At 67.5% G+C, this 23,929-nt stretch carries 25 protein-coding genes; 17 read left to right on the forward strand and 8 right to left on the reverse strand.

Translation table 11 applies throughout. The features are described from left to right. The 4 genes from SCI24_RS06890 to SCI24_RS06905 all read left to right on the forward strand — a co-directional run. Positions 1–273, forward strand: a 273-nt coding sequence (locus tag SCI24_RS06890; protein ID WP_318724680.1) for a methionine adenosyltransferase domain-containing protein, incomplete at its 5' end; no start/stop codon positions are given. A 24-nt stretch (positions 274–297) separates the two neighbouring features. Next, positions 298–645, forward strand: a complete 348-nt coding sequence (locus SCI24_RS06895) for a putative quinol monooxygenase (RefSeq protein WP_027960478.1) — start codon at positions 298–300, stop codon at positions 643–645. 60 nt (positions 646–705) lie between these two features. Continuing rightward, positions 706–1,173, forward strand: a complete 468-nt coding sequence (locus SCI24_RS06900; RefSeq protein ID WP_318724681.1) for an S-ribosylhomocysteine lyase — start codon at positions 706–708, stop codon at positions 1,171–1,173. A gap of 88 nt (positions 1,174–1,261) precedes the next feature. Beyond that, positions 1,262–3,499 carry a glycosyltransferase gene (locus SCI24_RS06905; protein ID WP_318724682.1) on the forward strand — a complete coding sequence of 746 codons (2,238 nt, stop codon included), beginning with the start codon at positions 1,262–1,264 and terminating at the stop codon, positions 3,497–3,499. Here the strand turns inward: SCI24_RS06905 and SCI24_RS06910 are convergent. After that, a complete protein-coding gene (locus tag SCI24_RS06910; protein ID WP_318724683.1) occupies positions 3,472–4,176 on the reverse strand; it encodes a TVP38/TMEM64 family protein in 705 nt (234 codons plus the stop codon). The genes SCI24_RS06905 and SCI24_RS06910 overlap by 28 nt on opposite strands. 182 nt (positions 4,177–4,358) lie before the next feature. On the opposite strand from SCI24_RS06910, the gene SCI24_RS06915 reads away from it, so the two are divergent. The 8 genes from SCI24_RS06915 to SCI24_RS06950 all read left to right on the forward strand — a co-directional run bounded on the left by SCI24_RS06915 (position 4,359) and on the right by SCI24_RS06950 (position 12,307). Further along, positions 4,359–6,200 (forward strand): DUF3413 domain-containing protein, encoded by a 1,842-nt coding sequence (locus tag SCI24_RS06915; RefSeq protein ID WP_318724684.1) that lies wholly within the window; start codon positions 4,359–4,361, stop codon positions 6,198–6,200. Between the two features lie 145 nt (positions 6,201–6,345). Then, positions 6,346–6,687 carry a TraR/DksA family transcriptional regulator gene (locus SCI24_RS06920; RefSeq protein WP_318724685.1) on the forward strand — a complete coding sequence of 114 codons (342 nt, stop codon included), beginning with the start codon at positions 6,346–6,348 and terminating at the stop codon, positions 6,685–6,687. Between the two features lie 11 nt (positions 6,688–6,698). Then, positions 6,699–7,181 carry a hypothetical protein gene (locus SCI24_RS06925; protein WP_318724686.1) on the forward strand — a complete coding sequence of 161 codons (483 nt, stop codon included), beginning with the start codon at positions 6,699–6,701 and terminating at the stop codon, positions 7,179–7,181. 252 nt (positions 7,182–7,433) lie between these two features. Next, complete coding sequence (locus SCI24_RS06930; RefSeq protein WP_318724687.1) at positions 7,434–7,667, forward strand: hypothetical protein; 234 nt, start codon at positions 7,434–7,436, stop codon at positions 7,665–7,667. A gap of 3 nt (positions 7,668–7,670) precedes the next feature. After that, positions 7,671–7,982, forward strand: a complete 312-nt coding sequence (locus SCI24_RS06935; protein WP_318724688.1) for a hypothetical protein — start codon at positions 7,671–7,673, stop codon at positions 7,980–7,982. 215 nt (positions 7,983–8,197) lie between these two features. After that, positions 8,198–10,279, forward strand: a complete 2,082-nt coding sequence (locus SCI24_RS06940; protein ID WP_318724689.1) for a HelD family protein — start codon at positions 8,198–8,200, stop codon at positions 10,277–10,279. Positions 10,280–10,336: 57 nt separating this feature from the next. Beyond that, complete coding sequence (locus tag SCI24_RS06945) at positions 10,337–11,350, forward strand: isocitrate dehydrogenase (protein WP_318724690.1); 1,014 nt, start codon at positions 10,337–10,339, stop codon at positions 11,348–11,350. A 102-nt stretch (positions 11,351–11,452) separates the two neighbouring features. Next, positions 11,453–12,307, forward strand: a complete 855-nt coding sequence (locus SCI24_RS06950) for a universal stress protein (RefSeq protein WP_318724691.1) — start codon at positions 11,453–11,455, stop codon at positions 12,305–12,307. A gap of 50 nt (positions 12,308–12,357) precedes the next feature. Here SCI24_RS06950 and SCI24_RS06955 read toward each other — a convergent pair whose 3' ends face one another. Next, positions 12,358–13,551 carry an MFS transporter gene (locus SCI24_RS06955; protein WP_318724692.1) on the reverse strand — a complete coding sequence of 398 codons (1,194 nt, stop codon included), beginning with the start codon at positions 13,549–13,551 and terminating at the stop codon, positions 12,358–12,360. A 168-nt stretch (positions 13,552–13,719) separates the two neighbouring features. Between SCI24_RS06955 and SCI24_RS06960 the strand changes: the two genes are divergently transcribed. Further along, positions 13,720–14,061: a TraR/DksA family transcriptional regulator gene (locus SCI24_RS06960; RefSeq protein WP_318724693.1), complete on the forward strand. Its 342-nt coding sequence runs from the start codon at positions 13,720–13,722 to the stop codon at positions 14,059–14,061. A gap of 48 nt (positions 14,062–14,109) precedes the next feature. Continuing rightward, entirely contained in the window at positions 14,110–14,472 is a 363-nt protein-coding gene (locus SCI24_RS06965; protein WP_318724694.1) for a RidA family protein, read from the forward strand. Between the two features lie 12 nt (positions 14,473–14,484). Here SCI24_RS06965 and SCI24_RS06970 read toward each other — a convergent pair whose 3' ends face one another. The 4 genes from SCI24_RS06970 to SCI24_RS06985 all read right to left on the reverse strand — a co-directional run bounded on the left by SCI24_RS06970 (position 14,485) and on the right by SCI24_RS06985 (position 18,518). Beyond that, positions 14,485–16,008 carry an ABC transporter permease gene (locus tag SCI24_RS06970; protein ID WP_318724696.1) on the reverse strand — a complete coding sequence of 508 codons (1,524 nt, stop codon included), beginning with the start codon at positions 16,006–16,008 and terminating at the stop codon, positions 14,485–14,487. Further along, positions 16,005–16,718: an ATP-binding cassette domain-containing protein gene (locus tag SCI24_RS06975; protein ID WP_318724697.1), complete on the reverse strand. Its 714-nt coding sequence runs from the start codon at positions 16,716–16,718 to the stop codon at positions 16,005–16,007. The genes SCI24_RS06970 and SCI24_RS06975 overlap by 4 nt, the downstream gene beginning before the upstream one ends. Continuing rightward, the gene (locus SCI24_RS06980) at positions 16,718–17,572 is read right to left on the reverse strand and encodes a putative selenate ABC transporter substrate-binding protein (RefSeq protein ID WP_318724698.1); all 855 of its coding nucleotides are present in this window, start codon (positions 17,570–17,572) and stop codon (positions 16,718–16,720) included. The genes SCI24_RS06975 and SCI24_RS06980 overlap by 1 nt, the downstream gene beginning before the upstream one ends. Before the next feature lie 73 nt (positions 17,573–17,645). Next, positions 17,646–18,518 carry a MurR/RpiR family transcriptional regulator gene (locus SCI24_RS06985; protein WP_318724699.1) on the reverse strand — a complete coding sequence of 291 codons (873 nt, stop codon included), beginning with the start codon at positions 18,516–18,518 and terminating at the stop codon, positions 17,646–17,648. A 228-nt stretch (positions 18,519–18,746) separates the two neighbouring features. On the opposite strand from SCI24_RS06985, the gene zwf reads away from it, so the two are divergent. From zwf to SCI24_RS07000, 3 genes are all read left to right on the forward strand, one after another. Next, complete coding sequence (gene zwf, locus SCI24_RS06990; protein ID WP_318724700.1) at positions 18,747–20,258, forward strand: glucose-6-phosphate dehydrogenase; 1,512 nt, start codon at positions 18,747–18,749, stop codon at positions 20,256–20,258. A gap of 277 nt (positions 20,259–20,535) precedes the next feature. Continuing rightward, positions 20,536–21,213 (forward strand): 6-phosphogluconolactonase, encoded by a 678-nt coding sequence (gene pgl, locus SCI24_RS06995; RefSeq protein ID WP_318724701.1) that lies wholly within the window; start codon positions 20,536–20,538, stop codon positions 21,211–21,213. A gap of 16 nt (positions 21,214–21,229) precedes the next feature. Then, a complete protein-coding gene (locus tag SCI24_RS07000) occupies positions 21,230–21,892 on the forward strand; it encodes a bifunctional 4-hydroxy-2-oxoglutarate aldolase/2-dehydro-3-deoxy-phosphogluconate aldolase (protein ID WP_318724702.1) in 663 nt (220 codons plus the stop codon). Positions 21,893–22,052: 160 nt separating this feature from the next. Here the strand turns inward: SCI24_RS07000 and SCI24_RS07005 are convergent, their stop codons facing one another. Then, a complete protein-coding gene (locus SCI24_RS07005) occupies positions 22,053–23,036 on the reverse strand; it encodes a carbohydrate kinase (protein WP_318724703.1) in 984 nt (327 codons plus the stop codon). Next, positions 23,033–23,920 carry a D-hexose-6-phosphate mutarotase gene (locus tag SCI24_RS07010; RefSeq protein ID WP_318724704.1) on the reverse strand — a complete coding sequence of 296 codons (888 nt, stop codon included), beginning with the start codon at positions 23,918–23,920 and terminating at the stop codon, positions 23,033–23,035. The genes SCI24_RS07005 and SCI24_RS07010 overlap by 4 nt, the downstream gene beginning before the upstream one ends. Positions 23,921–23,929 lie beyond the last annotated feature (9 nt).

A 23,929-nucleotide genomic window follows, 5' to 3' on the forward strand; every position in this document is an offset into this window, starting at 1 on the left:
ACCTTCGGTACCGGCCGGGTGGACGACGCCCGCATCATCGAGCTGGTGCGCGAGCACTTCGACCTGCGGCCCAACGCCATCACCCGCATGCTCGACCTGCTGCACCCCATGTACCAGCTGACTGCGGCCTACGGCCACTTCGGTCGCGAGCCCTTCGAGACCAGCTACCGCTGGACCGACACCCAGGGCCAGGCGCACACCGAGACTTTCACGGCCTTCCCCTGGGAGGCCACCGACAAGGCCGCTGGCCTGCGCGACGCCGCCAGGCTCTGACCCCCGACGACACGGAGAAACAAGATGTCCCAGAAGCTCTACTGCATCGCCAACTTCAAGCCCAAGCCCGGCCGCGAACAGGCCGTGTTCAAGGCCCTGCAGGCGCTCGAGCCCAATGCGCACCGCGAGGACGGCTGCCTCCAGTACACGGTGACCCGGCATATCGATCACCCCAACGCCCAGGGGGCCAGCTACCCCATCGTCTTCCACGAGATCTGGGCCAGCCGAGAAGCCTTCGAGGCGCACTGCAACCGTCGCGAGATCAAGGCGTTCTTCGCCAGCCAGGTCGAGGCGGATGACGGTGACGTGGATCATGCCAATGTCTGCGTCTACACCGACGAGCCCCACGACTACGACGCACCGGAACTCTGAATCCGACATAAATGGCACGGGCATGACCGCCCGTGACCCTGAGCCCCACAGGAGAACCCCATGACCGAAGAGAAGATGAACGTCGAGAGCTTCAACCTGGATCACACCAAGGTGAAGGCCCCCTATGTGCGTCTGGCCGACGTCAAGACCGGCGAGCACGGCGATACCATTCACAAGTACGACCTGCGTATCTGCCAGCCCAACCAGGCGCACATGGAGATGCCTGGCCTGCACTCCCTGGAGCACCTGATGGCGGAACTGTCGCGCAACCACTCCGACAAGGTGGTCGACATCAGCCCCATGGGCTGCCAGACCGGCTTCTACGTGGCGATGATCAACCACGACGACTACGACGGCGTGCTCGAGCTGCTGGAAGGCACCCTCAAGGACGTGCTCGAGGCCACCGAGGTCCCGGCCTGCAACGAGATGCAGTGCGGCTGGGCGGCCAGCCACAGCCTGGAAGGCGCCCAGGAGATCGCTCGTGGTCTCCTGGCCAAGCGCGATGAGTGGACTCAGGTGTTCGCTTGACATCGACCCGAAACGCCCTGAGCGGGGACCCGTCGCGGCACAGGGAGGTGCCGTCTCGGTCGTCTCGATCGCTTCACACGGACTGTAGATGATGCATTGGCGAAAGGCCTGGCTGCGCCCCCTGTATTACGCCAACCTGCTGCTGTTGCTGGGACTGGTCGTCTATCAGGGCTATCTCCACCTGACCGACCCGGTTAATACATCGGTGCACGCTGCTCAGGTGCAGGCGATTCATCAGCGCCTCGACGGGCGCCACGACTTCCGCTTCGCCGTGGTCGGCAATGTCAATAACTCGGTCCGCCTGTTCGGCGACGAGATCGTGCCGCGCCTCAACGCCGCGGACCATGACTTCGTGGTCTCCGCCGGCAACGCGGTAAGCGGCGGTCAGGAGGAGAGCTACCGCACCGTCCACCACCTGCTGTCTGGACTGGAGATGCCCTATCTGCTCACCTTCGGCGACAACGAGGAGAGTGACTTTGGCAGCTTCCGCTTCTACGAGCAGTTCGGCCCGCACTTCTTCTCCTTCGTGGTCGACGATGCCCATTTCCTGTTCCTCGACGGCACCGGCAAGTCCTCCTTCTCCTGGCAGCTGGACTGGCTGGAGCGCGAGCTGGCCGCCTCCAATGCTGCGCATCGTTTCGTCTTCATCGGCCTGCCCGTCCATCGCGAACTGGAGGAAACTCCGGTCTTCGAGTCCGACCATTACCTCGAGGATCCGGCCTTCCGCCAGGGGCTGATCACCCGCTTCGAGCGCCACGGGGTTGATGTGGTGTTCTCGGCGAACCTGACGCTGTTCTCGCGCCTCGAGGCCAACGGCGTCGAGTACATCACCACCGGCGGGGCGGGTGGGCTCATCGTCGACAGCGAGTCGAGCTTCCACCACTTCGTGGACGTGCGGGTGTCGCCCGAGGGCATCGAGATCGAACCGGTGCGGCTGGATGTCGACGTGCCGGCCTGGCAGCGCACCCTCGACAGCGTCTGGAACGCTGTCTATTCCCTCTTCTACGTCAGCTATCTGCGCTTCCTGCTGCTCGTCAGTGGCCTGCTGCTGCTCGCCATTCACCTGCACCGCCTGGTGGTGGAGGAGCGCGACTACTACCCCGACTACGATGTCGATCCTACCCCCTACCAGGGGCGGGCGCTGCGTATCGGCATGTATTCCAACAACTATTTCCCCTTCGTCTCCGGGGTGACGGTCTCGGTAGAGCGCCTGCGCCGTGGCCTCGAGGCACTGGGCGACCGGGTACTGCTGTTCGTGCCGCGCTACCGCGAGCCCGGCGCGGACGACGGCGATATCGAGCGGGCGCCGACCCTGCTGGCCTTCGGCGAGAAGGGCGAGTTTCGCCTCTCCAATCCCTTCCTGGGGCGGCTGCGCCGTCGCCTGCGCGCCTTCAAGCCGGACATCATCCATGTCCACCATCCCTTCTGGCTCGGCTCGCTGGGGCTTTTCATGGGGCGGCGGCTCAAGGTGCCGGTGGTCTACACCTACCACACGCGCCTCGAGCACTATTCCCACTTCGTGCCGCTGCCGGGCCTGCTGTTCCGCAACCTGATCTCCCACTACCTGATCCGACGCTTCTCCAACAAGTGCCAGGGGGTGGTGGTGCCCACGCATTCCGCCGAGGAGTACCTGCGGGTGATCGGGGTGACCACCAATACCCTGGTGCAGCCCACCGGCATCGACGTCGAGCGCTTCCGCGAGGCCGACGAACAGCGCCTGGCCGAGTTGCGCACGGCCTTCGGCATCGCCGATGACGAGGTGGTGCTGGTCAGCGTGTCACGGATCAGCAAGGAAAAGAACATCGCGTTCATGCTGGAGGCCCTGGCCGGGCTGCATCGCCGGGGCAGGCACCGCTTCCGGCTGCTGCTGGTGGGCGACGGCCCGGCACGCGAGCAACTCCAGGCGCGGGTCGAGGCGCTGGGGCTGGCAGAGCGGGTGACCCTGGTGGGCGCGGTGCCGCCCGACGAGATGCCGCTCTACTACCATCTCGGCGACATCTTCGTCTTCGCCTCGAAGTCCGAGACCCAGGGCATGGTGATCCTGGAGGCGATGGCGGCGGGCCTGCCGGTGGTGACGGTGCGCTCCAGCGGCATCGATGACGTGGTGGTGGAGGGCGAGAACGGCCACAAGACTCCAGAGAATCGCGAAGTGTGGGCCGAACGGCTGGGCGAGCTGATGGCAGACCCCGAGCGGCGTGCCCGGCTGGGCGAGCAGGCCCGTGCCTTCGCCGAGGGCCATGATGTCGGCGCCTTCGCGCGGCGCATCCACGACTTCTACGCCTTCCTGCTGGCGCAGTATCACTCCGGTCGCTCCTCACGGCGTTGAGCCTTCTTCCCGCGGCGCCCGGCATAGCGGCGCAGGGCGAAGAGCAGGGCAATGCCGGCGGCCAGGCCCGCCAGCGACCACAGCAGCTCCTCGCGGCTGGTGGCGGTGACCAGGGCGCCGAGCTGGCTGCCCAGCAGGGTCACCGCGGCAAGGCCCGGCACGATCCCCAGCGTCGAGCCGATCATGTAGTCGCGAAAGCGCAGATGGAAGGCACCGGCCATCATGTTGGTGAGCGTGAAGGGGGCCAGGGGCAGCAGGTTGATCACCGTCATGGTGCGGATGCCGCGCCTGGCCAGGTAGCGCGACATGCCGCGCAGGTGGCGCCCACCGTAGGCCATCAGCGCCTCGCGTCCCAGTCGGCGGCCCACCCAGTAGGAGACCACCGATGAGGTCAGCGTGCCCAGGGTGGCGTAGGCGAAGCCCCAGGCGGGGCCGAATACCAGGCCGGTGAGGGCCACCATCAGGCTCAACGGGAACATCACCAGCAGGGCGCCGGCATAGCCGGCCATCACCACCAGGAAGGTCCAGGGGTTGTCGCGCCAGGCCGGCGCCGAGGCGATCCAGGCCTGCAGCCGCTCGGCGGTGAGCAGGTCCTGCATGGCAAGCCACTGCCACAGCAGGCCCAGCAGGATCAGGATGGCCAGCAGGCCGAGGGCGGTGACGAGGGGGCGCGACATGATGGGCTTCCTGGCGATGATGGCATCCAGCTTACGTCAGACCCAGGCGCGCCCCAAGAACATGGCGATGCGATGACCAGTGGCTTGGGCACCGGTGGCCGGAACGCTACCCTAGTGGCCTTCATCTCTCACTGGTGTCGGTCGTCTCATCTCACCGACATCACCGAATCGAGACTCACGACATGTTGACATCATGGTGGCGCCGCTGGCGCTGGTTGGGCGCCTGGACCCTGGCCAATCTGCTGCTGGCCTGGCTGATTTCCCTGCGCTACGTCGCCTATATCCAGCCTGAAGGGGCCGAGCAATGGGGTTATCTGCTGCTGGTATTCCTCGGCCATCTCTCGCTGCTGGTGTGGCTGGGGGCCCTGCCGCTGTTCCTGCTGGCCACGCTGCTGCGTGGCGCCGGGCTGTGGTTGGTGACCACCCTGTGGGCCAGCGCCCTGCAGCTGCTGCTGTTACTGGATACCTTCGTCTATGCCCAGTATCGCTTCCACCTCAGCGGCTTCATTCTCGACCTGCTGCTCAACGCCGGCGGTGACGTGTTCAGCTTCTCATGGATCGCCTGGGCACTGGCTATCGGTGGCGTGCTGGGTATGTTGGTGCTGCAAGGGGGAGTCGGCTGGTTGCTTCAGCGGCGTCCCCTGTCACGACCTGTGGGGCCAGTGCTTGCCATCAGCTTCCTGGCCCTGCTGGGCGTACACGGCTGGCATGCCTGGGCGGATGCCCACTACGACCGAGACATCACCGGCATGACCCGCGACGTGCCGGTCTTCTATCCGGCCACCGCCAAGCGCTTCTTCGTCGAGCAGGGTTGGGTGGATGCCCAGGCGGTACGCGACCGGGTCGATCTCGAGGCGACGGATGGCAAGGCGCAGGACCTGACCTATCCCCTGGCGCCCCTGAGCTGCGCACCGCCTCTCTCACCCGATAACCTGCTGCTGGTGGTGCTGGATACCCTGCGTCATGACATGCTCGATCCCGAGGTGATGCCCAATCTCAGTCGTTACGCGAGTCGGCCCGGCTGGTATCGCGCCAGTGAACACATCAGCGGCGGAAACTCCACCAAGGCGGGGGTGTTCAATCTCTTCTACGGCCTGCCGGTCACCTACTGGGAGGCCTTTACCGCCAGTCAGACGCCGCCGGTGCTGATGGAGCGCCTCGAGGCCGCCGACTATCGCTTCCAGATCCTCTCCTCCGCTACCCTGGTCAGTCCCGCCTTCGACCGCAACGTCTTCGCCGGCCTCAAGAATGTCTCGCTGGAGCCGGCTCAGGGCGAGCCCTGGGAGCGCGACCGGCAGATCACCGATGACTGGCTGGCCTGGATGGAGGGTGAAGACGCCGCGCAGGGCGAGCGCCCCTTCTTCGGCTTCCTGTTCTACGATGCCGTGCACGGCTACAGCCATCCACCCGACTTCCCGCGCTTCACGCCTTACTGGGAGCAAATCAACCACATGGCCCTGGGGCCGGATTTCGACCCCGAGCCCTACTGGAACCGCTATCGCACCGCGGCGCGCTACGTCGACGCGCAGCTGGGACGGGTGCTCGATGATCTCGAGAGGCGCGGTCGGCTCGACGATACCGCCGTGGTCATCACCTCCGACCATGGCGAGTCCTTCAACGAGCATGGCAAGAACTACTGGGGGCACGGCAGCAACTACACCCCCGAACAGGTCCAGGTCCCGCTGGTGATGCACCTGCCGGGCCGGCCCGGTGGCGTGATCCAGCGTCGCACGCACCATGCCGATATCGCCCCGACGTTGCTCGAGACGCTGCTGGGATGCGAGACGGCGCCTGAGCACTACACCCTGGGGAAAAGCCTGCTGGACGACGAGCCGCACCGCGAGTGGATGCTCTCGGGCAGCTACATGGGCTACGGTATCCTGATGCCCGACTTTCAGGTAGCCGTGCATCCCACCGGGGCCTTCGAAGTCTATGACTACCGCATGAACGAACTCGACGATACCGAGCCCCAGGCCCGAGTCTCGAGCGAAGTACTCAGGGCACTGTCCCAGTTCTATCGCTGACCTCTCGGATGGATCGATGGGCTGGGCGGCGCACTATACTTCCCCGAGCGAGCGATATAGTGTCTGCTATCTCCTTGTGGCGGTCGTTGTGACGGACCGCTCGCTCCACGACAACTGGTGCGCTTCAGGCTGAGAGGTAGGCGACGTGAACCATCCGGAACTCGATATCGAGAAGATCACCCATCAGCTGGCGGATGCCAAGGCCCTGCTGATCGACCAGAGCTTCGAGAGCAAGGAGAGTCGTGCCACGGTGATGCTGGACCAGCAGTCAGTGGGCCGCCTGTCACGCATGGATGCGTTGCAGGGCCAGGCCATGGCCAAGGCCGAGGAGGATCGTCGACAGCTGGCGATTCGTCGTATCGACGCGGCCCTGGCTCGCCTGGATCGGGGCACGTTCGGGGAGTGTGTCGAGTGCGGAGAATGGATCGCCGTCAAGCGACTGGAGTGGGATCCCACCGTGCTGAAATGCATCGATTGTGCAGAGTAGAGTAAGGAGAGATGCTGAAACTGACGCAAAATGACATGACGATAGAGGTCATCCACCGGATGAGCCTCGATGAAGAGATCATGGATGCCGTGGTGGTGCCAGCCACCGAGGCGCAGCGATGCAACCTTGGTACGGCGGCAGTGGGTCAGGCCTGGATGGCGTGGTCACCCCTTGAGGCCACCCCCAAGGTGATCAAGTTCATGCCTCCTTCCAGTGTGTCGGAGGAGGGATGGCGTGAACTCCTCAAGTGTTACCGGTTTGCCATACGTGTTGCGGACATACACGAAGCTGCATCCCTGGCCTTGCCACTTCCGGGGGAGGTGGGGCTGACTCACATCGAGGATGCCCTGGCCGCAAGGCTTTCCCTGACGCTCCTGAAGGAATCCAGTGAGCGCCATTACCTGAAGCATCTTCAGCTAGTCGCCAGCGGCCATCAGGAGGCCGTGCTTTACGCTGACCGGCTCGCCGAGGAGCAGGGTGTCAGTAGCCCTTGACTTGAGCAGGCGTTCAAGGGTCTGTTATCGTAAGCGCCTCCTTACCTGATCATCCAGATACCTTTGCCAAGGTCGCTGGTAACTGCAAGAGGCGCAATCCGTTGACTCAGTTACTCACCGACACCTTTCCCGGTCCACCCTAACGCGCTTCCTTCATCTGCATCCTGTTCGTCGGCATCTTACGTGACGGCGACTCCTGAGTTTGCCCGACTCTCGGTTTGCATGGACCGCGGGTCGAGAGAGGGAATACCAATGAGCGGCCAAAGTGCCTTTCTCCCCGACGTGGGTGAGCTCTCCTCCACGGATGGCTGGATCAGCGTTCACCACTACCTGCCACTCGATTCGCGCACGAGCCTGCTGGTGGTCTACCAGGACATGCACGACGCCGGTGTGACGTCTGCCTCCTTCGAGCGAGGACGTTTCCTGAGTCGAACCAATCGGGCCCTGGTGCGAGGCGTTCGAGCCTGGCGTTTCCAGGAGGCATGATTCATGAATACTCTTGATCAATCATCATCGTCACGCGTCCAGCAACTGCTGGAGCAGGGCTACCTGAGCATCGACCAGCAGCGTCCCGAACAGGATGACTGTGTGGACTACGACCTGCTGTTCATGGGGCAGCGGGTAATCGGGCACCGTACCCTGTCGGACATGACGCTCGAGGCCGATCAGGCCCTCAACCCCATCGACGCCGTGCTGCTGTCAGGTGCCGGGCCGGGGATCCGCTCGGTGTTCTGGCGCTACCACGATCCGGTGCTCGCTGCTGAGCAGTCGGCCGTGGCCGAGGAGCTCACCCGGGACTAGCAAAGCGTCGTTTCTCGTGTTGTTCAGAGACCCCCCATCCGCGTTCCCATCAGGTCAAGCATGCCATCAAGCGCAACTCTCAAGACTGCCGCCTCTCTCCCACGGGAGGTGGCGAGACGGCGTACCTTCGCCATCATCTCGCCCCCGGATGCCAGCAAGGCACCCAAACCTGAACGCTTCTCTCCCTTCCCGATTCCTGACCTGAACGGACCACGATGAACCAGAAAGCCGATACCCCCGAGCGAGCGGCCGAGCGGCGGCAGCTCGATCATACCCTGCAGCGCATCGAGGCCAACCTGGCGGAACTCGAGATGCGACTGGCGGCCTATGCCGAGGATATCCAGGCGCAGAAGGAGTACCTCTGGACGAGCCGCGACGAGATGGACCATATCGAGAAGATCTCGGCACGGGAGTCCATCGAGCAGGCGGTGATGACCGGCGACAACGCCCTGGCCCGGCGCCACAAGCTCGAGAAGCTCCGAAGCTCTCCCTACTTCGGGCGCTTCGACTTCGCCCGGGGGGGCAGGGCCGAGCCGGTCTACATCGGCATTCACCACTTCCACGACGACCTCGCCGGGGTGAGCCGCGTCCACGACTGGCGGGCGCCCATCGCCTCGCTGTTCTACGACGTCGAGACCGGCCCCGCCACCTACGAGAGCCCCGAGGGGCCGGTGGCCGGCGAGATCTCCCTGAAGCGGCAGTTCCGCATCAAGGGCGGCGAGATCGAGCTGATGATCGACAGCGCGGTGCACGTGGTCGATGAGGTGCTCCAGGAGGAACTGAGCCGTGCCTCCGATGAGGGCATGAAGAATATCGTCGCCACCATCCAGCGCGACCAGAACGCCATCATCCGCAATGACGAGGCCCAGGCGCTGGTCATCCAGGGAGTGGCCGGCTCCGGCAAGACCTCCATCGCCCTGCACCGCATCGCCTTCCTGCTCTACCGCTTCAAGGACAGCCTGAGCTCCGAGGACATCCTGATCATCTCGCCCAACCGGGTGTTCTCCGACTACATCGCCAACGTGCTGCCCGAGCTCGGTGAGGAGACGGTCAATCAGGTCGGCATGGAGGAACTGGCCGATGAACTGCTCGATGGCCAGTACCGCTTCGAGAGCTTCTTCGAGCAGACCACGGCGCTGCTCGAGAAGGACGACGAGGCCATGAAGGCGCGACTGCGCTACAAGGCCTCGCCGGAATTCCTGACCGAGCTCGACCGCTATGCAGGCCACGTGGAGGCCAACCGCTTCGCCGCCGAGGACCTGTGGATCGCCCGGCGGCTGGTGCCCGCCTGGCTGATCGAGGAGGTGTTCCGCAAGCATCGTCACCTGGCCACCAATGAACGCCTCAAGCAGGTAAGCTGGGAGATCGAGCGCAAGATCGGCAACCAGTACAACTACGATCTGGACCCCGATGAGCGCAAGCAGCTCAAGGCGGCCGTCAAGACGATGCTCCGGCAGGCGACCCTGCGCGAGACCTACAAGGGCTTCTACGACTGGCTGGGACGGCCGGAACTGTTCAGGACCGCCTCCCGGGGGCGGCTGGAGTATGCCGACGTCTTCCCGCTGATCTACCTGAAGATGCGCCTGGAGGGCGTGCGCTCGCGCTGGCGCGAGGTCAAGCACCTGCTGATCGACGAGATGCAGGACTACACCCCGGTGCAGTATGCGGTGATCGGCCGTCTCTTCTCGTGCAAGAAGACCATCCTCGGCGATGCCTTCCAGTCGGTGAATCCCTACAGCGCCTCGAAGGCCGAGGAGATACGCCGGGTACTGCGCCAGTCCTCCTGCGTGACCCTCAACAAGAGCTATCGCTCGAGCCTCGAGATCACCCGCTTTGCCCAGCGTATCTCACCCAATCCCGAGTTGGAGGCGATCGAACGCCATGGCGAGGAGCCGGCGGTGATCAAGACCCGCACCCGCAAGGCGGAGCTCGCCACCATCGGCGAGCTGGCACGCGACTTCGCCGCCTCCGATCACAACACCCTCGGCATCGTCTGCAAGACCCAGAAGCAGGCCAGGAAGGTCTTCGAGGCGCTGGAGAGCGGCGAGCACGGCGACTTCGAGCGGCTGCAGCTGCTCGGCGAGACGAGCAGCGCCTTTGGCCAGGGCATCGTGGTGTGCACCGCCCACATGGCCAAGGGCCTGGAGTTCGACCGGGTCATCGTGCCCGAGGTCACGGCGAAGAACTATGCCACCGACATGGAGCGCAACCTGCTCTACGTGGCCTGCACCCGGGCCATGCACCGCCTGGCGCTGACCCATGCCGGCCCCCTGACAGCCTTCCTGGAGGCCGCCTGAGGGGCGGTCTCCATTTCATGCAACACACCACCCACCAACCACCACGAGGACCCCCAGGTGAGTCAAACGATAGCGGTATTGAAAGGCGACGGCATCGGCCCCGAGATCATGGAGGCCACCCTGCGCGTGCTGGATGCGCTCGACTGCGACCTGACCTACGAGTTTCATGATGCCGGCCTTGCCGCCCTGGACAAGCATGGCACCCTGGTACCTCCCGAGACGCTGGCGGCGATCGAGACGCACCGCGTGGCCCTCAAGGGCCCGCTGACCACCCCGATCGGCAAGGGGTTCTCCTCCATCAACGTGCAGCTGCGCCGCCACTTCGACCTCTATGCCAACGTGCGTCCGGCGATCAGTTTCCCCGGTACCCGCTCGCGCTACGACAACATCGACCTGATCACGGTGCGCGAGAACACCGAAGGCGCCTATCTCGCCGAAGGCCAGAGCCTCTCCGAGGATGGCGAGACCGCCCTGTCGAGCATTCGAGTGACCCGCAGCGGCTCCGAGCGCATCGTGCGCTACGCCTTCGAGCTGGCTCGCCAGAAAGGTCGCCAGAAGGTCACCGCGGTGCACAAGGCCAATATCATCAAGACCAGCTCCGGCCTGTTCCTGGAGGTTGCCCGCGAGGTGGCCAGGGGCTATCCCGAGATCGAGCTCGAGGAGATGATCGTCGACAACGCCTGCATGCAGCTGGTGATGAATCCCAACCAGTTCGATGTCATCGTCACCACCAACCTGTTCGGTGACATCCTCTCCGATCTGTGTGCTGGCCTGGTCGGTGGTCTGGGCCTGGCCCCGGGGTCCAACATCGGCAGTGAGGTGGCCATCTTCGAGGCGGTGCACGGCTCGGCGCCGGACATCGCCGGCAAGAAGATTGCCAACCCCTGTGCCTTGCTGCTGGCAGCGGCCGATATGCTCGACCATCTGGGGATGGTGGAGAAGGGTGCAAAGATCCGGGGTGGCATCCGCGAGGTACTGGAGAATGACCGCGAGAAGGTCACGCCGGACATGGGCGGCAACGGCACGACCGATACCTTCGCCGATGCCCTGGTGGCGAACCTGAAGGGGTGAGGGCAAGCGGCGTTACGTTGATCCACGTCCTATGCAAGGCATGCGTGATCGGGTAGAAACGGTGAGACAGACAACGACATACGCCAGCCAGGAAACAGATTGATGACCGAACAGGTGATGGCCGCGATCGACGGCTCGAAGTACTCGGAAGGAGTGTGCGACTACGCCGCCTGGGCCAGCCTGGCGCTGGGAGCCCCGCTGACCTTCCTGCATGTGAACGACAACCATCCCCAGACCGCCGAGGCGGACCTCTCGGGCAACATCGGCCTGGGGTCGCGGGAGCACCTGCTCGAGGAACTCTCCGAACTGGAGGAGAAGCGCGCCAAGGTGGCCCAGGAACAGGGCCGGCTGATGCTCAAGGCGGCCAGGGATCGGGCCGTCGAGGATGGTGTGGCCGAGCCTGGCACCCGTCAGCGCAACGGTACCCTGGTGGAGACCCTGGAGGAGTTGCAGGAGGAGATGCGCCTGCTGGTGATCGGCAAGCGCGGCGAGATGGCCCACCAGGACGGTGACCATCTGGGTACCAACCTGGAGCGGGTGGTGCGCACCCTGCACCGGCCGATCCTGATGGTGCCGGAGTCCTTCAAGCAGCCGGAGAAGGTGATGCTGGCCTTCGATGGCAGCAAGACCACCCGCAAGGGGGTGGAGATGCTGGCCAAGAGCCCGCTGTTCGACGGTATCCCGGTGCACATGGTGATTGTCGGCGCCGAGACCGGGGACAACCGCTCCCAGCTCGACTGGGCGCTGAAGACGCTGCGTGACGCCGGCCACGAGGCCGAGGGCGCCATCCGCGCCGGTGAGGTGGAGGCGACCCTGCGCGGCTACCAGGAGGAGCAGGGCATCGACCTGCTGGTGATGGGCGCCTATGGCCACTCGCGCATCCGCCACCTGCTGGTGGGCAGTACCACCACCACCATGCTGCGCAAGGCCAAGGGGCCGGTGCTGCTGCTGCGCTGATCGCCATCGCCTGCACCACGCGACGCCGGCCCCCGGGCCGGCGTGTCGCGTCAGGCCCCCCGGGCCTCGGGGCTCGCCAGAACGCCCTGGGCCAGCGCCCAGCCAATGACCAGCATCGCCAGCATGCCGGCCAGGACATGGAAGAAGGATGCGCCCAGGTCCAGCGCGATGCCCAGCAGCGCCGGCGCGATACCCGTGGAGAAGACCATGGCGGCGCTCAGGGTGGCGCGCACCGTGCCCAGGTGCTCGGCGCCCCACAGGCGCACCAGCAAGCTGGTGGCGATGGACTCCTGAGCCCCCATGGCGAGCCCCCCGCCCACCATCAGCGCCCAGACGCCGGCGTGGCCGCCGGCGATGATGGCCACCACCAGGGCCAGCGCATAGGGCAGCAGGTAGAGCCTTGCCAGGCGTACCGGGCCGAGCCTGTCGACCCAGCGCCCGCCAAGCAGGGCGCCGGGCAGCTTGGCCAGCCCCATGCCGGTCAGGGCCAGGGCATAGACGGTGAGCGAACTGCCCAGGTCCTCGGTCATGCGTGCCTGGTAGATGAAGAGCCCGGTCATGGTCACCGGCAGGATCATCAGCAGCGGCAGCAACTGCCAGAAGCGTGCCTCGCGGAAGGGGCGCGGACCTTCGCGTCGCTGGCCACGCGCCGGGCGCTTGCCCGGTGCCTTCGGCCAGGGGCCGCGCAGCAGCAGCGGCACCCAGAACAGGGCCAGGAAGGCCACCAACAGCCACCATAGCTCCCGCCATCCCAGCCACACCAGCAGTGCCGCCATCAGTGGCGGTAGGGCCGTCTCGCCGAGCATGATGCCGGTGCTGACCAGGCCCAGGGCGCGGCCGCGCAGGGTGACGAACTCCCGGCCGGCGAGGGTGTTGCCCAGGTGGGTCATCATGCCCTGGCCGCAGAAACGCACCAGCCCCAGGCCAAGAAGCCCCAGCCCCCACCAGGGGGCGGCGGTCAACAGCAGGATGCCGGCGAGCAGTGCCGCGAGTACCACCAGCGCGAAGCGTCGCGGGGCCACCCAGTCGATGCTGGGGCCCAGGCGAAGCACGGCGAACCCCGCGACCAGGGTCACCGCGGCATAGGCGGTGCCGAACTGCCCGGCGGAGAGTCCCAGGTGCGTGCTGATCGGCGCCTGGAAGAGGCCGATGAAGAAGCTCTGACCGAGGCTCGAGGTGAACATCGCCAGGAAGGCGATGCCCAATAGCCCGCGATGATCCCGCAGCAGGGTGCGGTAACCCATGGTGACCTCCGGTGCGTGTTGGATGGCAAGACGGGAGTGCGACGGCAGGAGCGCGGTGGCAAGATGGAGCCATGGCGGCCCTGCCGGTGAAAGCGACCTAGGATATCAGCTTGAGTGCATGCGGTGGCGTGCCGGGCTGATTCAAAGTTTCCGCAAGTGGAGGCGATGATGAACCACCCTGAGCTGGAGATGGACGCCGTGGTGAGGCGCTTGCACGCGCTGCGCGCCGAACTGCTCGAGCAGAGCGACGCCAGCCGCGACTCCCGCGACACCGTGATGCTGGACCAGACCTCGGTGGGGCGCCTGTCGCGCATGGATGCCATGCAGGGGCAGGCCATGGCCAACGCCGAGGAGCAGCGTCGCCAGCTGGCGCTGCGGCGCATCACGGGGGCCCTCGCGCGCATCGAGAAGGGCGAGTATGGCGAGTGCATCGAGTGCGGTGAATGGATCGGCGCCAGGCGCCTGGAAGGCGATCCCCTGGTGCTGAAGTGCATCGATTGCGCCGAGTGACGCCCGAGCGCGACACGGCAGCAACCTGACCAACGGAGAGCGACCACGATGAGCATCGAGCGACACGACACCAAGGCGCGCATGAGCCGCGCGGTGATTCATAACGGCATGGCCTGGCTGTGCGGCCAGGTGGCCGGCCCCGAGGCCCGCCACGGCGATATCACCGAGCAGACCGAGAGCATGCTCGAACGCCTCGATGGCCTGCTCGCCGAGATCGGCTCCGACCGGGAGCATCTGCTCTCGGCGACCATCTACCTCAAGGACGGCCACGATGTCGCCGCCATGAACGCCGTCTGGGATGCCTGGGTGCCCACCGGCCATGCGCCGGCGCGCACCTGCGTCTGCGCGCCCATGCCCGCCGACGAGCTGAAGGTGGAGATCACCGTCACCGCCCTGGTGCCGGGCCGCTAGCCACCGACAACCCTAGCGCTGGCAGGGGTCGTCGATGATGGCGGTCTCCCGAGGCCTGAGGCGTCGCGAGAGGGCGTCCACGGCGATGTTGAGGGCCGCGGTGACCAGCAGCAGGAAGAAGGCCACGTCGAACAGCAGGTACTCGAAGTTCGCATCGATGTAGTAGCCCAGGGTGGCCACCCCCAGCATGCCCAGGATGGCCGTCTCGCGCAGGATCACCTCGGCACGGTAGTAGAGCAGGGCCAGCATGCCCGGATAGAGCCGCGGCAGCAGCTCGTAGGCCAGCCGCCCCGAGGCGTTCACCCCCGGCATGCCGGGGGTGATGGCATCCGCATGGCGTGCCACCAGGAAGGCGATCAGCGCGCCGTTGTGCAGCGCCAGCGCCAGCCAGGCGGGCAGCAGCGACGGCCCCAGCAGCAGCAGGAAGAAGAAGGCCAGCATCAGTTCCGGCGTCGAGCGCAGGAAGACCAGCAGGCCCCGTCCGGCCAGCCGGGTCAACGGGTTGCCGAAGTGGCGGCAGGCCAGCGGCCACAGCGCCAGGGCGACCAGCAGGGCCCCCACGCTGCCGAGCAGGCCGAGCAGCAGGGTGTTGCCGATGGCCGGGCCCAGGTCGGGGATGCGGCCCAGCCACTCGATAAGGCCGCGCCAGTCGCCCTCGAGCAGCGCCGGCGGCCAGATGTCCTGGCTGACGAAACGCCACAGCAGGCCGCCTTCCAAGGCCGGCCAGGGGCCCAGCAGCAAGGCACCGCCGAGCGCCAGCAGCGGCATCAGCCGCCGGTGGCCCCACCAGGGCAGGCTGGCGATCAGCAGGTAGAAGAGCCACAGCAGGGCCCCGGCCTCGTGGTAGCGTCCCTCGCGGAAGGCGGTCTCGAGCTGGAAGCCCAGGGTCGGCAGGCCGACGAAGCCCAGCAGCACGCTGGCGCGCAGCGCGCACTCGAAGCGATAGCGGGTGTAGGCGGCGAGCCGGCCCCAGGCCAGCGGCAGTTCGGCATAGACGAAGCGCGACAATCGCCCGCCCCCCGGCGGCAGGGCGTCGCGCGGTGCGCCGGGGATCTGTTCGAGGATCTCGGCATAGACCTTGGCGAAGATGCCGGCATAGGGAATCGCCAGGGCCATCAGGGCCGTGGCGGCGGAGAGGCCGAACACCTGCAGGAAGAGCAGCGCCCAGAACAGCTCGTGGATCGCCCGCACGAAGGCGCAGCCGGCGCGCACCAGCCGCGAGCGGGCGAACAGCAGGGCCAGCGGGAAGCCCAGCACCATCCCGCCGAGCGTTCCCCACAGGGCCACGGCCACGGTGAGTCCCAGCGCTTCCAGCGGTGACTCCAGCGCCCCCCAGGCGGGCCAGGCCAGACCCCGGGCCATGCGCCCGAGCTCCGCCCAGGGGTCGCGGGTCAGCACCGCCAGGTCGGCGAAGGGCACCAGCACCACCGCCAGGGCGACCAGGGTCAGGCTGTGGCGCGCCAGGCGCACGCCGGGGCTCTGGCCTCCCAGCCAGCCCGGACGGGGCACCCCGGTGCGAGAGTGGGCCTGGGTCATGGCCGGCCCCGGTCGACGGCGTCTCCCGTCTGGCCATCGGCGTCGGGATAGAGGCCGTCCAGGTCCGCCAGGCTCAGTTCGCTAGCCGGGGCATCGATCACCAACCGGCCGTCACGCAGGCCCCATACCCGGTCGAAGTGGCTGAGGGCCAGCTCCCGCTGATGGAGGGCGACCACCGAGGTGGCGTGGCGTTGGTCGATCAGCGCCAGCAGGCGCAATGCCTGGTGGGGGTCGACGCTGGCCACCGGCTCGTCGCCGAGGAACAGCGCCCGCTGCTGGTAGAGGGCGCGGGCAATGGCGACCCGCTGGCGCTGGCCCCCGGAGAGCTGGGCGACGGGACGGCGCATCAGCCCCTCAAGGCCCAGCTCGTCACAGAGCTCGGCGACCTGGCGCCAGGGGCCGGCCAGTGGGCGCACCAGGTTCCACAGGTTGGCCAGCGCCGAGTGCTCGGCCAGCCGGCCCATGTAGACGTTGTGATAGACCGCCAGCTGGGGCACCAGGCCATGCTGCTGGGGGCACCAGGCGGCGCTGTCGCCCAGGCGCCGGCGCAGGGCGCCGAGCAGGGTGGACTTGCCGCCCCCGCTGGGGCCGAGCAGGGCGACGCGCTCGCCGCGCTGCAGGCCGAGGTGCAGTCCCGGCAGCACCACCCGGTCGCCATGGCCCAGGTCGACGCCGTTCAGCGAGACCAGGGTGTCGCGGGGCTCGCCCATCAGCGCAGCAGACCGAGCTCTTCGGCGACGTCCTCGATGGGGGCGTAGAGGGCGTTGTCGGCGGGGATGAAGCCCTCGCGGGGGAAGCTCGCCAGCAGCTCGGGGTCGTCCATCTCGAGCAGGGCCGCGCGGACCTTCTCGGTGAAGCCCTCGCCGAACCGCGCATCGACGTCGCCGCGCAGGGTCCAGTTGTAGTCCGGGTAGGGCGGGGTGGCCCAGATCACCTCGACCTTGTCGGTATCCACCCGGCCGTCCGCCACCGCCGCTTCCCAGACGGTGTAGTTGACCGCGCCCAGGTCCCAGGTGCCGGCTTCCACCAGGGCGATGGTGCGCGAGTGGTCGCCGGAGTAGCCGACCCGCGAGAAGAGCTCCTCGGGGGCCTCGCCGAAGCGCTGGCGCAGGAAGTGCTCGGGCATCAGGCGTCCCGAGGTGGAGGTGCGCGAGCCGAAGGTCAGGCTCATGCCCTCGATGGCGTCGGGCAGCTCCTCGGCCCGCTCGAGGCCGGTGGAGCGGTGGGCGATCAGGTAGCTCTGGAACTCGGCATCCTCGCTGCCCTGGGCCACGGCGACGGAGCCCGATACCAGGCGACGCGCCTGGACCCCGGAGAGGCCGCCGAACCAGGCCAGCTGGACCTGGTCGTTGCGAAAGGCGGTGACCGTGGCGCCATAGGACTTCACCGGCACGTACTCCACCTCGACATCGAGGCGCTCCTGGAGGTAGTCCGCGACCTTGGAGAAGCGCTCGACCAGCCGCGACTGGTCCTCGTCGGGAATGGCGGTGAAGCGGAAGGTGTCGGCGGCGACACCCTGGGCGAACAGGGCCAGGGCGGCGGTGGAAGCGGCAAGCCAGCGCATCTCGGTCTCCTTGGTGGGCGATAGGCTGGCCATTGTTGTGGCTCGGCGCCGGCCTGGCAAGTCGGGGGGCGTCTCAGGGCTGGTCGTCGCGCCCGCCGGCGGGGTAGCGTGTCGCCTGCAGGCTGTCCTTGATCTTCTTGAGGTGGGGCAGGAAGTCCTCGCCGCGGCGCAGGGTCACCCCGGTGGCCAGGACATCGATCAGCGCCAGCTGGATCATCCGCGAGGTCATCGGCATGTAGTAGTCGGTGTCCTCCGGCGTGGCGACCTCCAGGGTCTCGGTGCACTCAGCGGCCAGCGGCGAGTCGGGAGCGGTGATGCCGAGCACCACGGCGCCGTTCTCCCGTGCCAGTCGCGCGATGTCCACCAGGTCCCGGGTGCGCCCGGTCCAGGAGAGCATCACCACCACGTCACCGGTGTGGCATGCGGCCGCCACCATGCGCTGCATCAGCACGTCTACATAGGCGGTGACCGGCAGGTTGAAGCGGAAGAACTTGTGCTGGGCATCCTGGGCCACCGCCCCGGAGGCCCCCAGGCCGAAGAAGTGCAGCTGCCTGGCCTGGATCAGGTAGTCGACCACGCGCTCGATGCGCTCCGGGGCCACCTCGCGGCGGGCCAGATCCAGGGCGGCGATGGTGGCTCCGAAGATCTTGTTGGTGTACTCGGTGGCGGAGTCGCCGGGTTCCACCGCCTGGCTGACGTAGGGGGTGCCGCCGGCCAGGCTCTGGGCCAGCTTGATCTTGAAGTCCGGGTAGCCCTTGGCCTCGAAGCTGCGGCAGAAGCGGTTGACCGTGGGCTCGCTGACCGAGGCCAGCTGGGCCAGGGTGGCGATGCTCATGCTGGTGGCCGAGGCCGGGTCGGCCAGGATGACGTCGGCCACCTTGCGTTCGGAACGGTTGAGCTCGTCGAGCTGCCGGCGGATGCGGTCGAGCAGATCGTGTCGGACCATGGGCAATGAAGTCTCCGTGACGACGGGGCGCCATCGGCGGCGCGGGGATGAAACACGGGTGATGTAGTGATTTAACTACATTATGCTGGCTATGCTGGGGCATGCGCAAAGGCGGTAACCGGGGATCCGGCAAGGGTCACCAAACAATGTTGTAAACTTACATAAATAGTTTGCAAGCCTTGGCCTGAATGCGCTATTTTTTAGGTAAGTTAACCAGATGGGGCGGACATGAGACAACGCAATCGAGCCGGCGAGGCCAGGCCCACCGACGTCGGCAGCACGGAAATCGACCTGGCGCTGTTTGGTGCCCTGGGCGACCTGGCCCAGCGCAAGCTCTATCCGGCGCTCTACCAGCTCGACCGCGAGGGCCTGCTGGACGCCAGCACCCGCCTGCTGGGCCTGGCGCGCCAGGAGCTCGACCGCGAGGCCTTCCAGGCCCGGGTCGAGACGGCGCTCAAGACCCACGTCAAGGCCGAGGAGCTCGACCGGTCGGTGCTCAAGCGCTTCCTGGCCCGCCTGGACTTCCTGCAGCTCGACTTCACCGAGCCCGAAGGTTACGCCGGCATCCGCGAGTGGCGCCAGCAGGGCCTGCTGCGCCCCATGGTGGTCTACCTCTCGGTGGGGGCCAAGATCTACGGCGACATCTGCCGCCACCTCGAGTCCAGCGGCAGCCTCGACGAGCAGAGCCGGGTGGTGGTCGAGAAGCCCATCGGCTTCGACCTCGACTCCTCCGCCGAGATCAACGACGCCATCGGTGCGGTCTTTCCCGAGTCACGGGTGTACCGCATCGACCACTACCTGGGCAAGGAGACAGTGCAGAACCTCATCGCGCTGCGCTTCGCCAACCCGCTGTTCGGCACCCAGTGGAACCAGAACCACATTTCCCACGTGGAGATCACCGTGGCCGAGAAGGTCGGCATCGAGGGGCGCTGGGGCTACTTCGACGAGGCCGGCCAGCTGCGCGACATGGTGCAGAACCACCTGCTGCAGCTGGTCTGCCTGATCGCCATGGACCCGCCGGCCAACCTGGATGCCGACGCCATCCGCGACGAGAAGGTCAAGGTGCTCAAGGCGCTCAGGCCCTTCACCGACGACATGCTGGGCCGCGACGTGGTGCGAGGCCAGTACATGGCCGGCACCACGGATGGCCAGGCCGTGCCGGGCTACCTGGAGGAGGAGGGGGCCAACACCGAGAGCCATACCGAGACCTTCGTGGCCATGAAGACCGGCGTGGCCAACTGGCGCTGGGCCGGGGTGCCCTTCTATCTGCGCACCGGCAAGCGCATGCCGGAGAAGCTCTCGCAGATCATCATCCATTTCCGCCAGCAGCCGCACTACATCTTCGACCCCGACCAGCGCGGGCTGGCCGCCAACAAGCTGGTGATCCGCCTGCAGCCGGAGGAGGGCATCGCCCTGGAGGTGCTGACCAAGGACAGCGGCCTGGACAAGGGCATGCGCCTGCGCCGCGGCCCGCTGCACCTGGACTTCAATAGCGCCTTCCCCAAGACCCGCATCCCGGACGCCTACGAGCGGCTGCTGCTCGAGGTCATGAAGGGGCAGCAGTACCTCTTCGTTCGCCGCGACGAGGTCGAGCACGCCTGGCAGTGGTGCGACAGCCTGGTCGCCGCCTGGGCCGACCGCGACGAGCCGCCCCGGCGCTATCCGGCCGGCTCCTGGGGGCCCGTGGCGTCCATCGCCATGATCACCCAGGATGGGCGCAGCTGGTATGAAGACTACTGAGGCGTGGCGAGCGGCCCCCGGGGCCCGGTGGTGGCTCTCTCAAGACCGCCATGATCACCCAGGATGGGCGCAGCTGGTATGAAGACTACTGAGGCACGGCGAGCGGCCCCCGGGGCCCGGTGGCGGCTCTCTCAAGACCGCCATGATCACCCGGGATGGGCGCAGCTGGTATGAAGATTACTGAGGCATGGCGAGCGGCCCCCGGGGCCCGGTGGCGGCTCTCTCAAGACCGCCATGATCACCCGGGACGGCCGCAGCTGGTACGAGGACTACTGACATGACCGACACGACACCGTCGCCACGCGAACAGCTCTCCCGGCAGCTGGCCGAGGCCGTGGCCGAGGCGCTGCGCGCCGACCTGGCGACCCACGACCAGGCCCTGCTGGTGGTCTCGGGCGGCTCCACACCGGTGCCCTTCTTCGCGGCCCTGGCGGCCTGCGAGCTGCCCTGGGAGCGCGTCCAGGTGACCCTCGCCGACGAGCGCTGGGTGGCCGAGGACGCCGAGGACAGCAATGCCCGCCTGGTTCGCGAGCACCTGCTGCAGGGGCCGGCCGCCGCCGCCACCTTCGTGCCGCTGACCACCGCCGATGCGACTCCCGAGCAGGGCGCGGCGGCGGTGGCCGAACGGGTCGCCGGGCTGGCCTGGCCGGCCAGCGTGGTGATCCTCGGCATGGGCGGTGACGGCCACACCGCCTCGCTGTTCCCCGACAGCCAGGAACTGGCCCTGGCGCTTTCCACCGAGGCCCCGGCGGTGGCGGTGCGCACGCCGAGCCAGCCCCAGCCGCGCGTCACCCTCAGCGCCGACCGACTGCACCAGGCCCGCCGTCACGTGCTGCACATCACCGGCGGCGACAAGCGCGCCGTGCTGGCCCGGGCGCTGTCCGGCGACGACGTCCGCGAACTGCCGATCCGCGCCTTCCTGGCCTGTCCGCTGGCCACCTACTGGGCCCCCTGAGCTTCTGGAGACCGTTATGACCATCGAAAAGCAGCTGCCCTCGACCCGCACCACCGAACTGGACAGCATCTGTCTCAAGGCCGAGGTGATCCCGGTGCTGGCCATCCAGCGCATCGAGGATGCCGTGCCCCTGGCCCGTGCCCTCTTCGAGGGCGGCCTCTCCGTGCTGGAGATCACCCTGCGCACCGATTGTGCCCTGGAGGCGATCAAGCGCATCAAGGAGGCGCTGCCCCAGGCCAGCATCGGCGTGGGCACGGTGCTGACGCCGGCCCAGTATCGCCAGGCCGAGGAGGTGGGGGCCGACTTCGTGGTGACACCCGGCACCACCGAGGCGCTCTACCGCTACGGGGTCACCAGCCCGGTGCCGATGCTGCCGGGGGTGGCGACCGTCTCCGAGCTGATGACCGGCTGGCAGTACGGCTATCGCCGCTTCAAGTTTTTCCCCGCCGAGGCCAGCGGCGGCGTCAAGGCCCTCAAGGCCTTCGCCGGCCCGATCCCCGAGGCGCGCTTCTGCCCCACCGGCGGGATCGGCATCAACAATGCCGAGGACTACCTGGCGCTCAAGAACGTGATGTGTGTGGGGGGCTCCTGGCTCACGCCGAAGTCGCTGATCGACGCCGAGGACTGGGACGCCATCCGCTCGCTGGCCCGCGAGGCGGCTGAGCGCTTCCACCACTGACCGCTTTGCCCCCGTCGGCAACCCTGTGCTCTCTCGACAGCTGGTAGCTGTCCCTTGCCCCGGCCCCGCCGGGGCTTTTTTGGCTCGGGGCCCTGGGCGAACACGCGAAAACCCCGGGCCGGCAGGGCCGGCCCGGGGTAAGGGAGACGTTTCGAGGGGCTCAGGTGCGCAGGCGCGCCAGGTCGTCGCGATCCGGCAGGGCGGCGTAGGCCCCCGGGCGCGTCACGGCGTGGGCGCCGCAGCGACTGGCGATCTCCACGGCGCGGCGCAGGAAGGCCGTGTCCCGGTGCCAGTCGCCGTCGAGGCCCTTGTCGGCGGTGTACTCGGCGAGCTCGGCGAGCAGGCCGCCGATGAAGGCGTCGCCGCCCGCCGTGGTGTCCACTGCCTCGACCCGGGGTGGCGTGATTCGCTCGTCCAGCCCGACCCCCTTCAGCATCACCTCGCCCGGGCCGTCCGTGATCACCGCGACCCTGACCCCGGCGGCGAAGCGTTCGGCTAGCCAGCCCTCCCGGGGGTGGTCGGCGCGCAGGTCGTCGAGCTCCTCCGTCGAGAGCTTGATCAGGTCGGCGGCGTCGAGCAGCCGGGTGACCAGGCTGATGTCGGCGGCCCCGCCTTCCCAGAGGTTGTGGCGCAGGTTGGCATCCACGCTCACCAGGCAACCGGCGCGGCGGGCCATCTCGGCCATGGCCAGGGTGGTCTCGGCGATCTCCGGCTCGGTCAGGCTGTTGCTGCAGAAGTGCACGATGGCCGGCTCGGCGAAGACGCCGGCCGGCAGGTGCTCCAGGCGATAGAGGAGGTCCGCGGCCGGCGGGCGGTAGAAGTCGAAGGTGCGCTCGCCCTCGGCGTCGCGGGAGACGAAGGCCAGCGCCGTGCGTGCCTCGCGGGTACGCACCACGCCGGAGGTGTCCACGCCATGGGCGGCCAGCTCGGCGGCCAGGAAATCCCCGAAGTGGTCCTCGCCGAGCATGCCGAGGAAGCGGCTGGGCACGCCCAGGCGGGCGCAGGCCACGGCCACGTTGGCGGGGGCGCCGCCGGCATAGGGGGTGAAGGTCTCCGGGCCGTCCGTTGGGCCATCCGGCGTGTCGCCGAGGCGGCTGGAAAGCAGGTCGACGAGGGCCTCGCCGAAGCTGATCACGGGGGTCATGGGGTCGCTCCCTCATCACGGCTCAGGGTGGTGCCCAGCAGGTGCTGGGCGCCGGGGACCAGCCACACCGGGTCGAGCCGGGTGTTGGCCGACTCGACGCACAGGAAGTGACGGGCGGCTTCGATCGAGGTGTCCCCGGGGGGCGCGTCGCCGGGATGCCAGACCACGGCGGAGTCGCTGCCCTGGCGGGCGATCCTCAGGCGGCGGGTGCCGTCGTCGAGGCACAGCTCGGCATTGCTGCGGTAGATGCGGTCGAGCGGCCCGCGCACGCCCAGCTCGCCCTGCTGGTCGCGCTCGGCGAAGTCGGCTAGCTTGTCCAGGTAGGTGGCGCCGGCCAGGCCCTCGACCCGGCAGGCGAAGGCATTGCCCACCGCCAGGTAGCTGTGCAGGGCCCCGGTGATCTTCACCGGCGTCTCCCCGACATGCTCGGTGATCAGCTCCACGTGCAGGCGCCGGGCGTTGGCCTGGACCACCGCGCGCGGCACCAGCTGGCCATGCAGGCGCTCCTCGGGCGAGAGGTGCAGCTCCACGCCCTCCTCGTGCTCGTCCACGGCGTCGAGCCGCCACGGGGCCTTGCGTGCCGGGCCATGCATCGGGCCGGAGCGATCCGGGGACTCGTCGGCGGTGTTCTCGTCGGCGAACCAGGGCCAGCAAAGCGGGATGCCGCCGCGGATCGCCCCCGGCAGGGCCTGGGGCGTGGGCGTTACCCAGAGCCAGCCGCCGTCAGCTCCCGCGGGGCGAAAATGCAGGACCTGCGCGCCCTGCAGCGAGACCGCCAGCTGCCCCCAGGCCTCGTTGGCCAGCCATACCTCGCGGCCGGCCCACTCGGCACGGCGCTGACCACGAGTCTCCTCGACCAGCCGGGCAAGCGATTCGGGAATCATTCGATCTCC

It is taken from the genome of Halomonas sp. (assembly GCF_033549285.1).
Taxonomy (GTDB): Bacteria; Pseudomonadota; Gammaproteobacteria; order Pseudomonadales; family Halomonadaceae; genus Halomonas.

Excerpts from the sequence above, each read along its gene's own strand:
- SCI24_RS06895 (WP_027960478.1), top strand. The coding sequence starts at position 298 with ATGTCCCAGAAGCTCTACTGCATCGCCAACTTCAAGCCCAAGCCCGGC.
- SCI24_RS06900 (WP_318724681.1), top strand. The coding sequence starts at position 706 with ATGACCGAAGAGAAGATGAACGTCGAGAGCTTCAACCTGGATCACACC.
- SCI24_RS06905 (WP_318724682.1), top strand. The coding sequence starts at position 1,262 with ATGATGCATTGGCGAAAGGCCTGGCTGCGCCCCCTGTATTACGCCAAC.
- SCI24_RS06910 (WP_318724683.1), bottom strand. The coding sequence starts at position 4,176 with ATGTCGCGCCCCCTCGTCACCGCCCTCGGCCTGCTGGCCATCCTGATC.
- SCI24_RS06915 (WP_318724684.1), top strand. The coding sequence starts at position 4,359 with ATGTTGACATCATGGTGGCGCCGCTGGCGCTGGTTGGGCGCCTGGACC.
- SCI24_RS06925 (WP_318724686.1), top strand. The coding sequence starts at position 6,699 with ATGCTGAAACTGACGCAAAATGACATGACGATAGAGGTCATCCACCGG.
- SCI24_RS06930 (WP_318724687.1), top strand. The coding sequence starts at position 7,434 with ATGAGCGGCCAAAGTGCCTTTCTCCCCGACGTGGGTGAGCTCTCCTCC.
- SCI24_RS06935 (WP_318724688.1), top strand. The coding sequence starts at position 7,671 with ATGAATACTCTTGATCAATCATCATCGTCACGCGTCCAGCAACTGCTG.
- SCI24_RS06940 (WP_318724689.1), top strand. The coding sequence starts at position 8,198 with ATGAACCAGAAAGCCGATACCCCCGAGCGAGCGGCCGAGCGGCGGCAG.
- SCI24_RS06950 (WP_318724691.1), top strand. The coding sequence starts at position 11,453 with ATGACCGAACAGGTGATGGCCGCGATCGACGGCTCGAAGTACTCGGAA.
- SCI24_RS06955 (WP_318724692.1), bottom strand. The coding sequence starts at position 13,551 with ATGGGTTACCGCACCCTGCTGCGGGATCATCGCGGGCTATTGGGCATC.
- SCI24_RS06960 (WP_318724693.1), top strand. The coding sequence starts at position 13,720 with ATGAACCACCCTGAGCTGGAGATGGACGCCGTGGTGAGGCGCTTGCAC.
- SCI24_RS06965 (WP_318724694.1), top strand. The coding sequence starts at position 14,110 with ATGAGCATCGAGCGACACGACACCAAGGCGCGCATGAGCCGCGCGGTG.
- SCI24_RS06970 (WP_318724696.1), bottom strand. The coding sequence starts at position 16,008 with ATGACCCAGGCCCACTCTCGCACCGGGGTGCCCCGTCCGGGCTGGCTG.
- SCI24_RS06975 (WP_318724697.1), bottom strand. The coding sequence starts at position 16,718 with ATGGGCGAGCCCCGCGACACCCTGGTCTCGCTGAACGGCGTCGACCTG.
- SCI24_RS06980 (WP_318724698.1), bottom strand. The coding sequence starts at position 17,572 with ATGCGCTGGCTTGCCGCTTCCACCGCCGCCCTGGCCCTGTTCGCCCAG.
- SCI24_RS06985 (WP_318724699.1), bottom strand. The coding sequence starts at position 18,518 with ATGGTCCGACACGATCTGCTCGACCGCATCCGCCGGCAGCTCGACGAG.
- zwf (WP_318724700.1), top strand. The coding sequence starts at position 18,747 with ATGAGACAACGCAATCGAGCCGGCGAGGCCAGGCCCACCGACGTCGGC.
- pgl (WP_318724701.1), top strand. The coding sequence starts at position 20,536 with ATGACCGACACGACACCGTCGCCACGCGAACAGCTCTCCCGGCAGCTG.
- SCI24_RS07000 (WP_318724702.1), top strand. The coding sequence starts at position 21,230 with ATGACCATCGAAAAGCAGCTGCCCTCGACCCGCACCACCGAACTGGAC.
- SCI24_RS07005 (WP_318724703.1), bottom strand. The coding sequence starts at position 23,036 with ATGACCCCCGTGATCAGCTTCGGCGAGGCCCTCGTCGACCTGCTTTCC.
- SCI24_RS07010 (WP_318724704.1), bottom strand. The coding sequence starts at position 23,920 with ATGATTCCCGAATCGCTTGCCCGGCTGGTCGAGGAGACTCGTGGTCAG.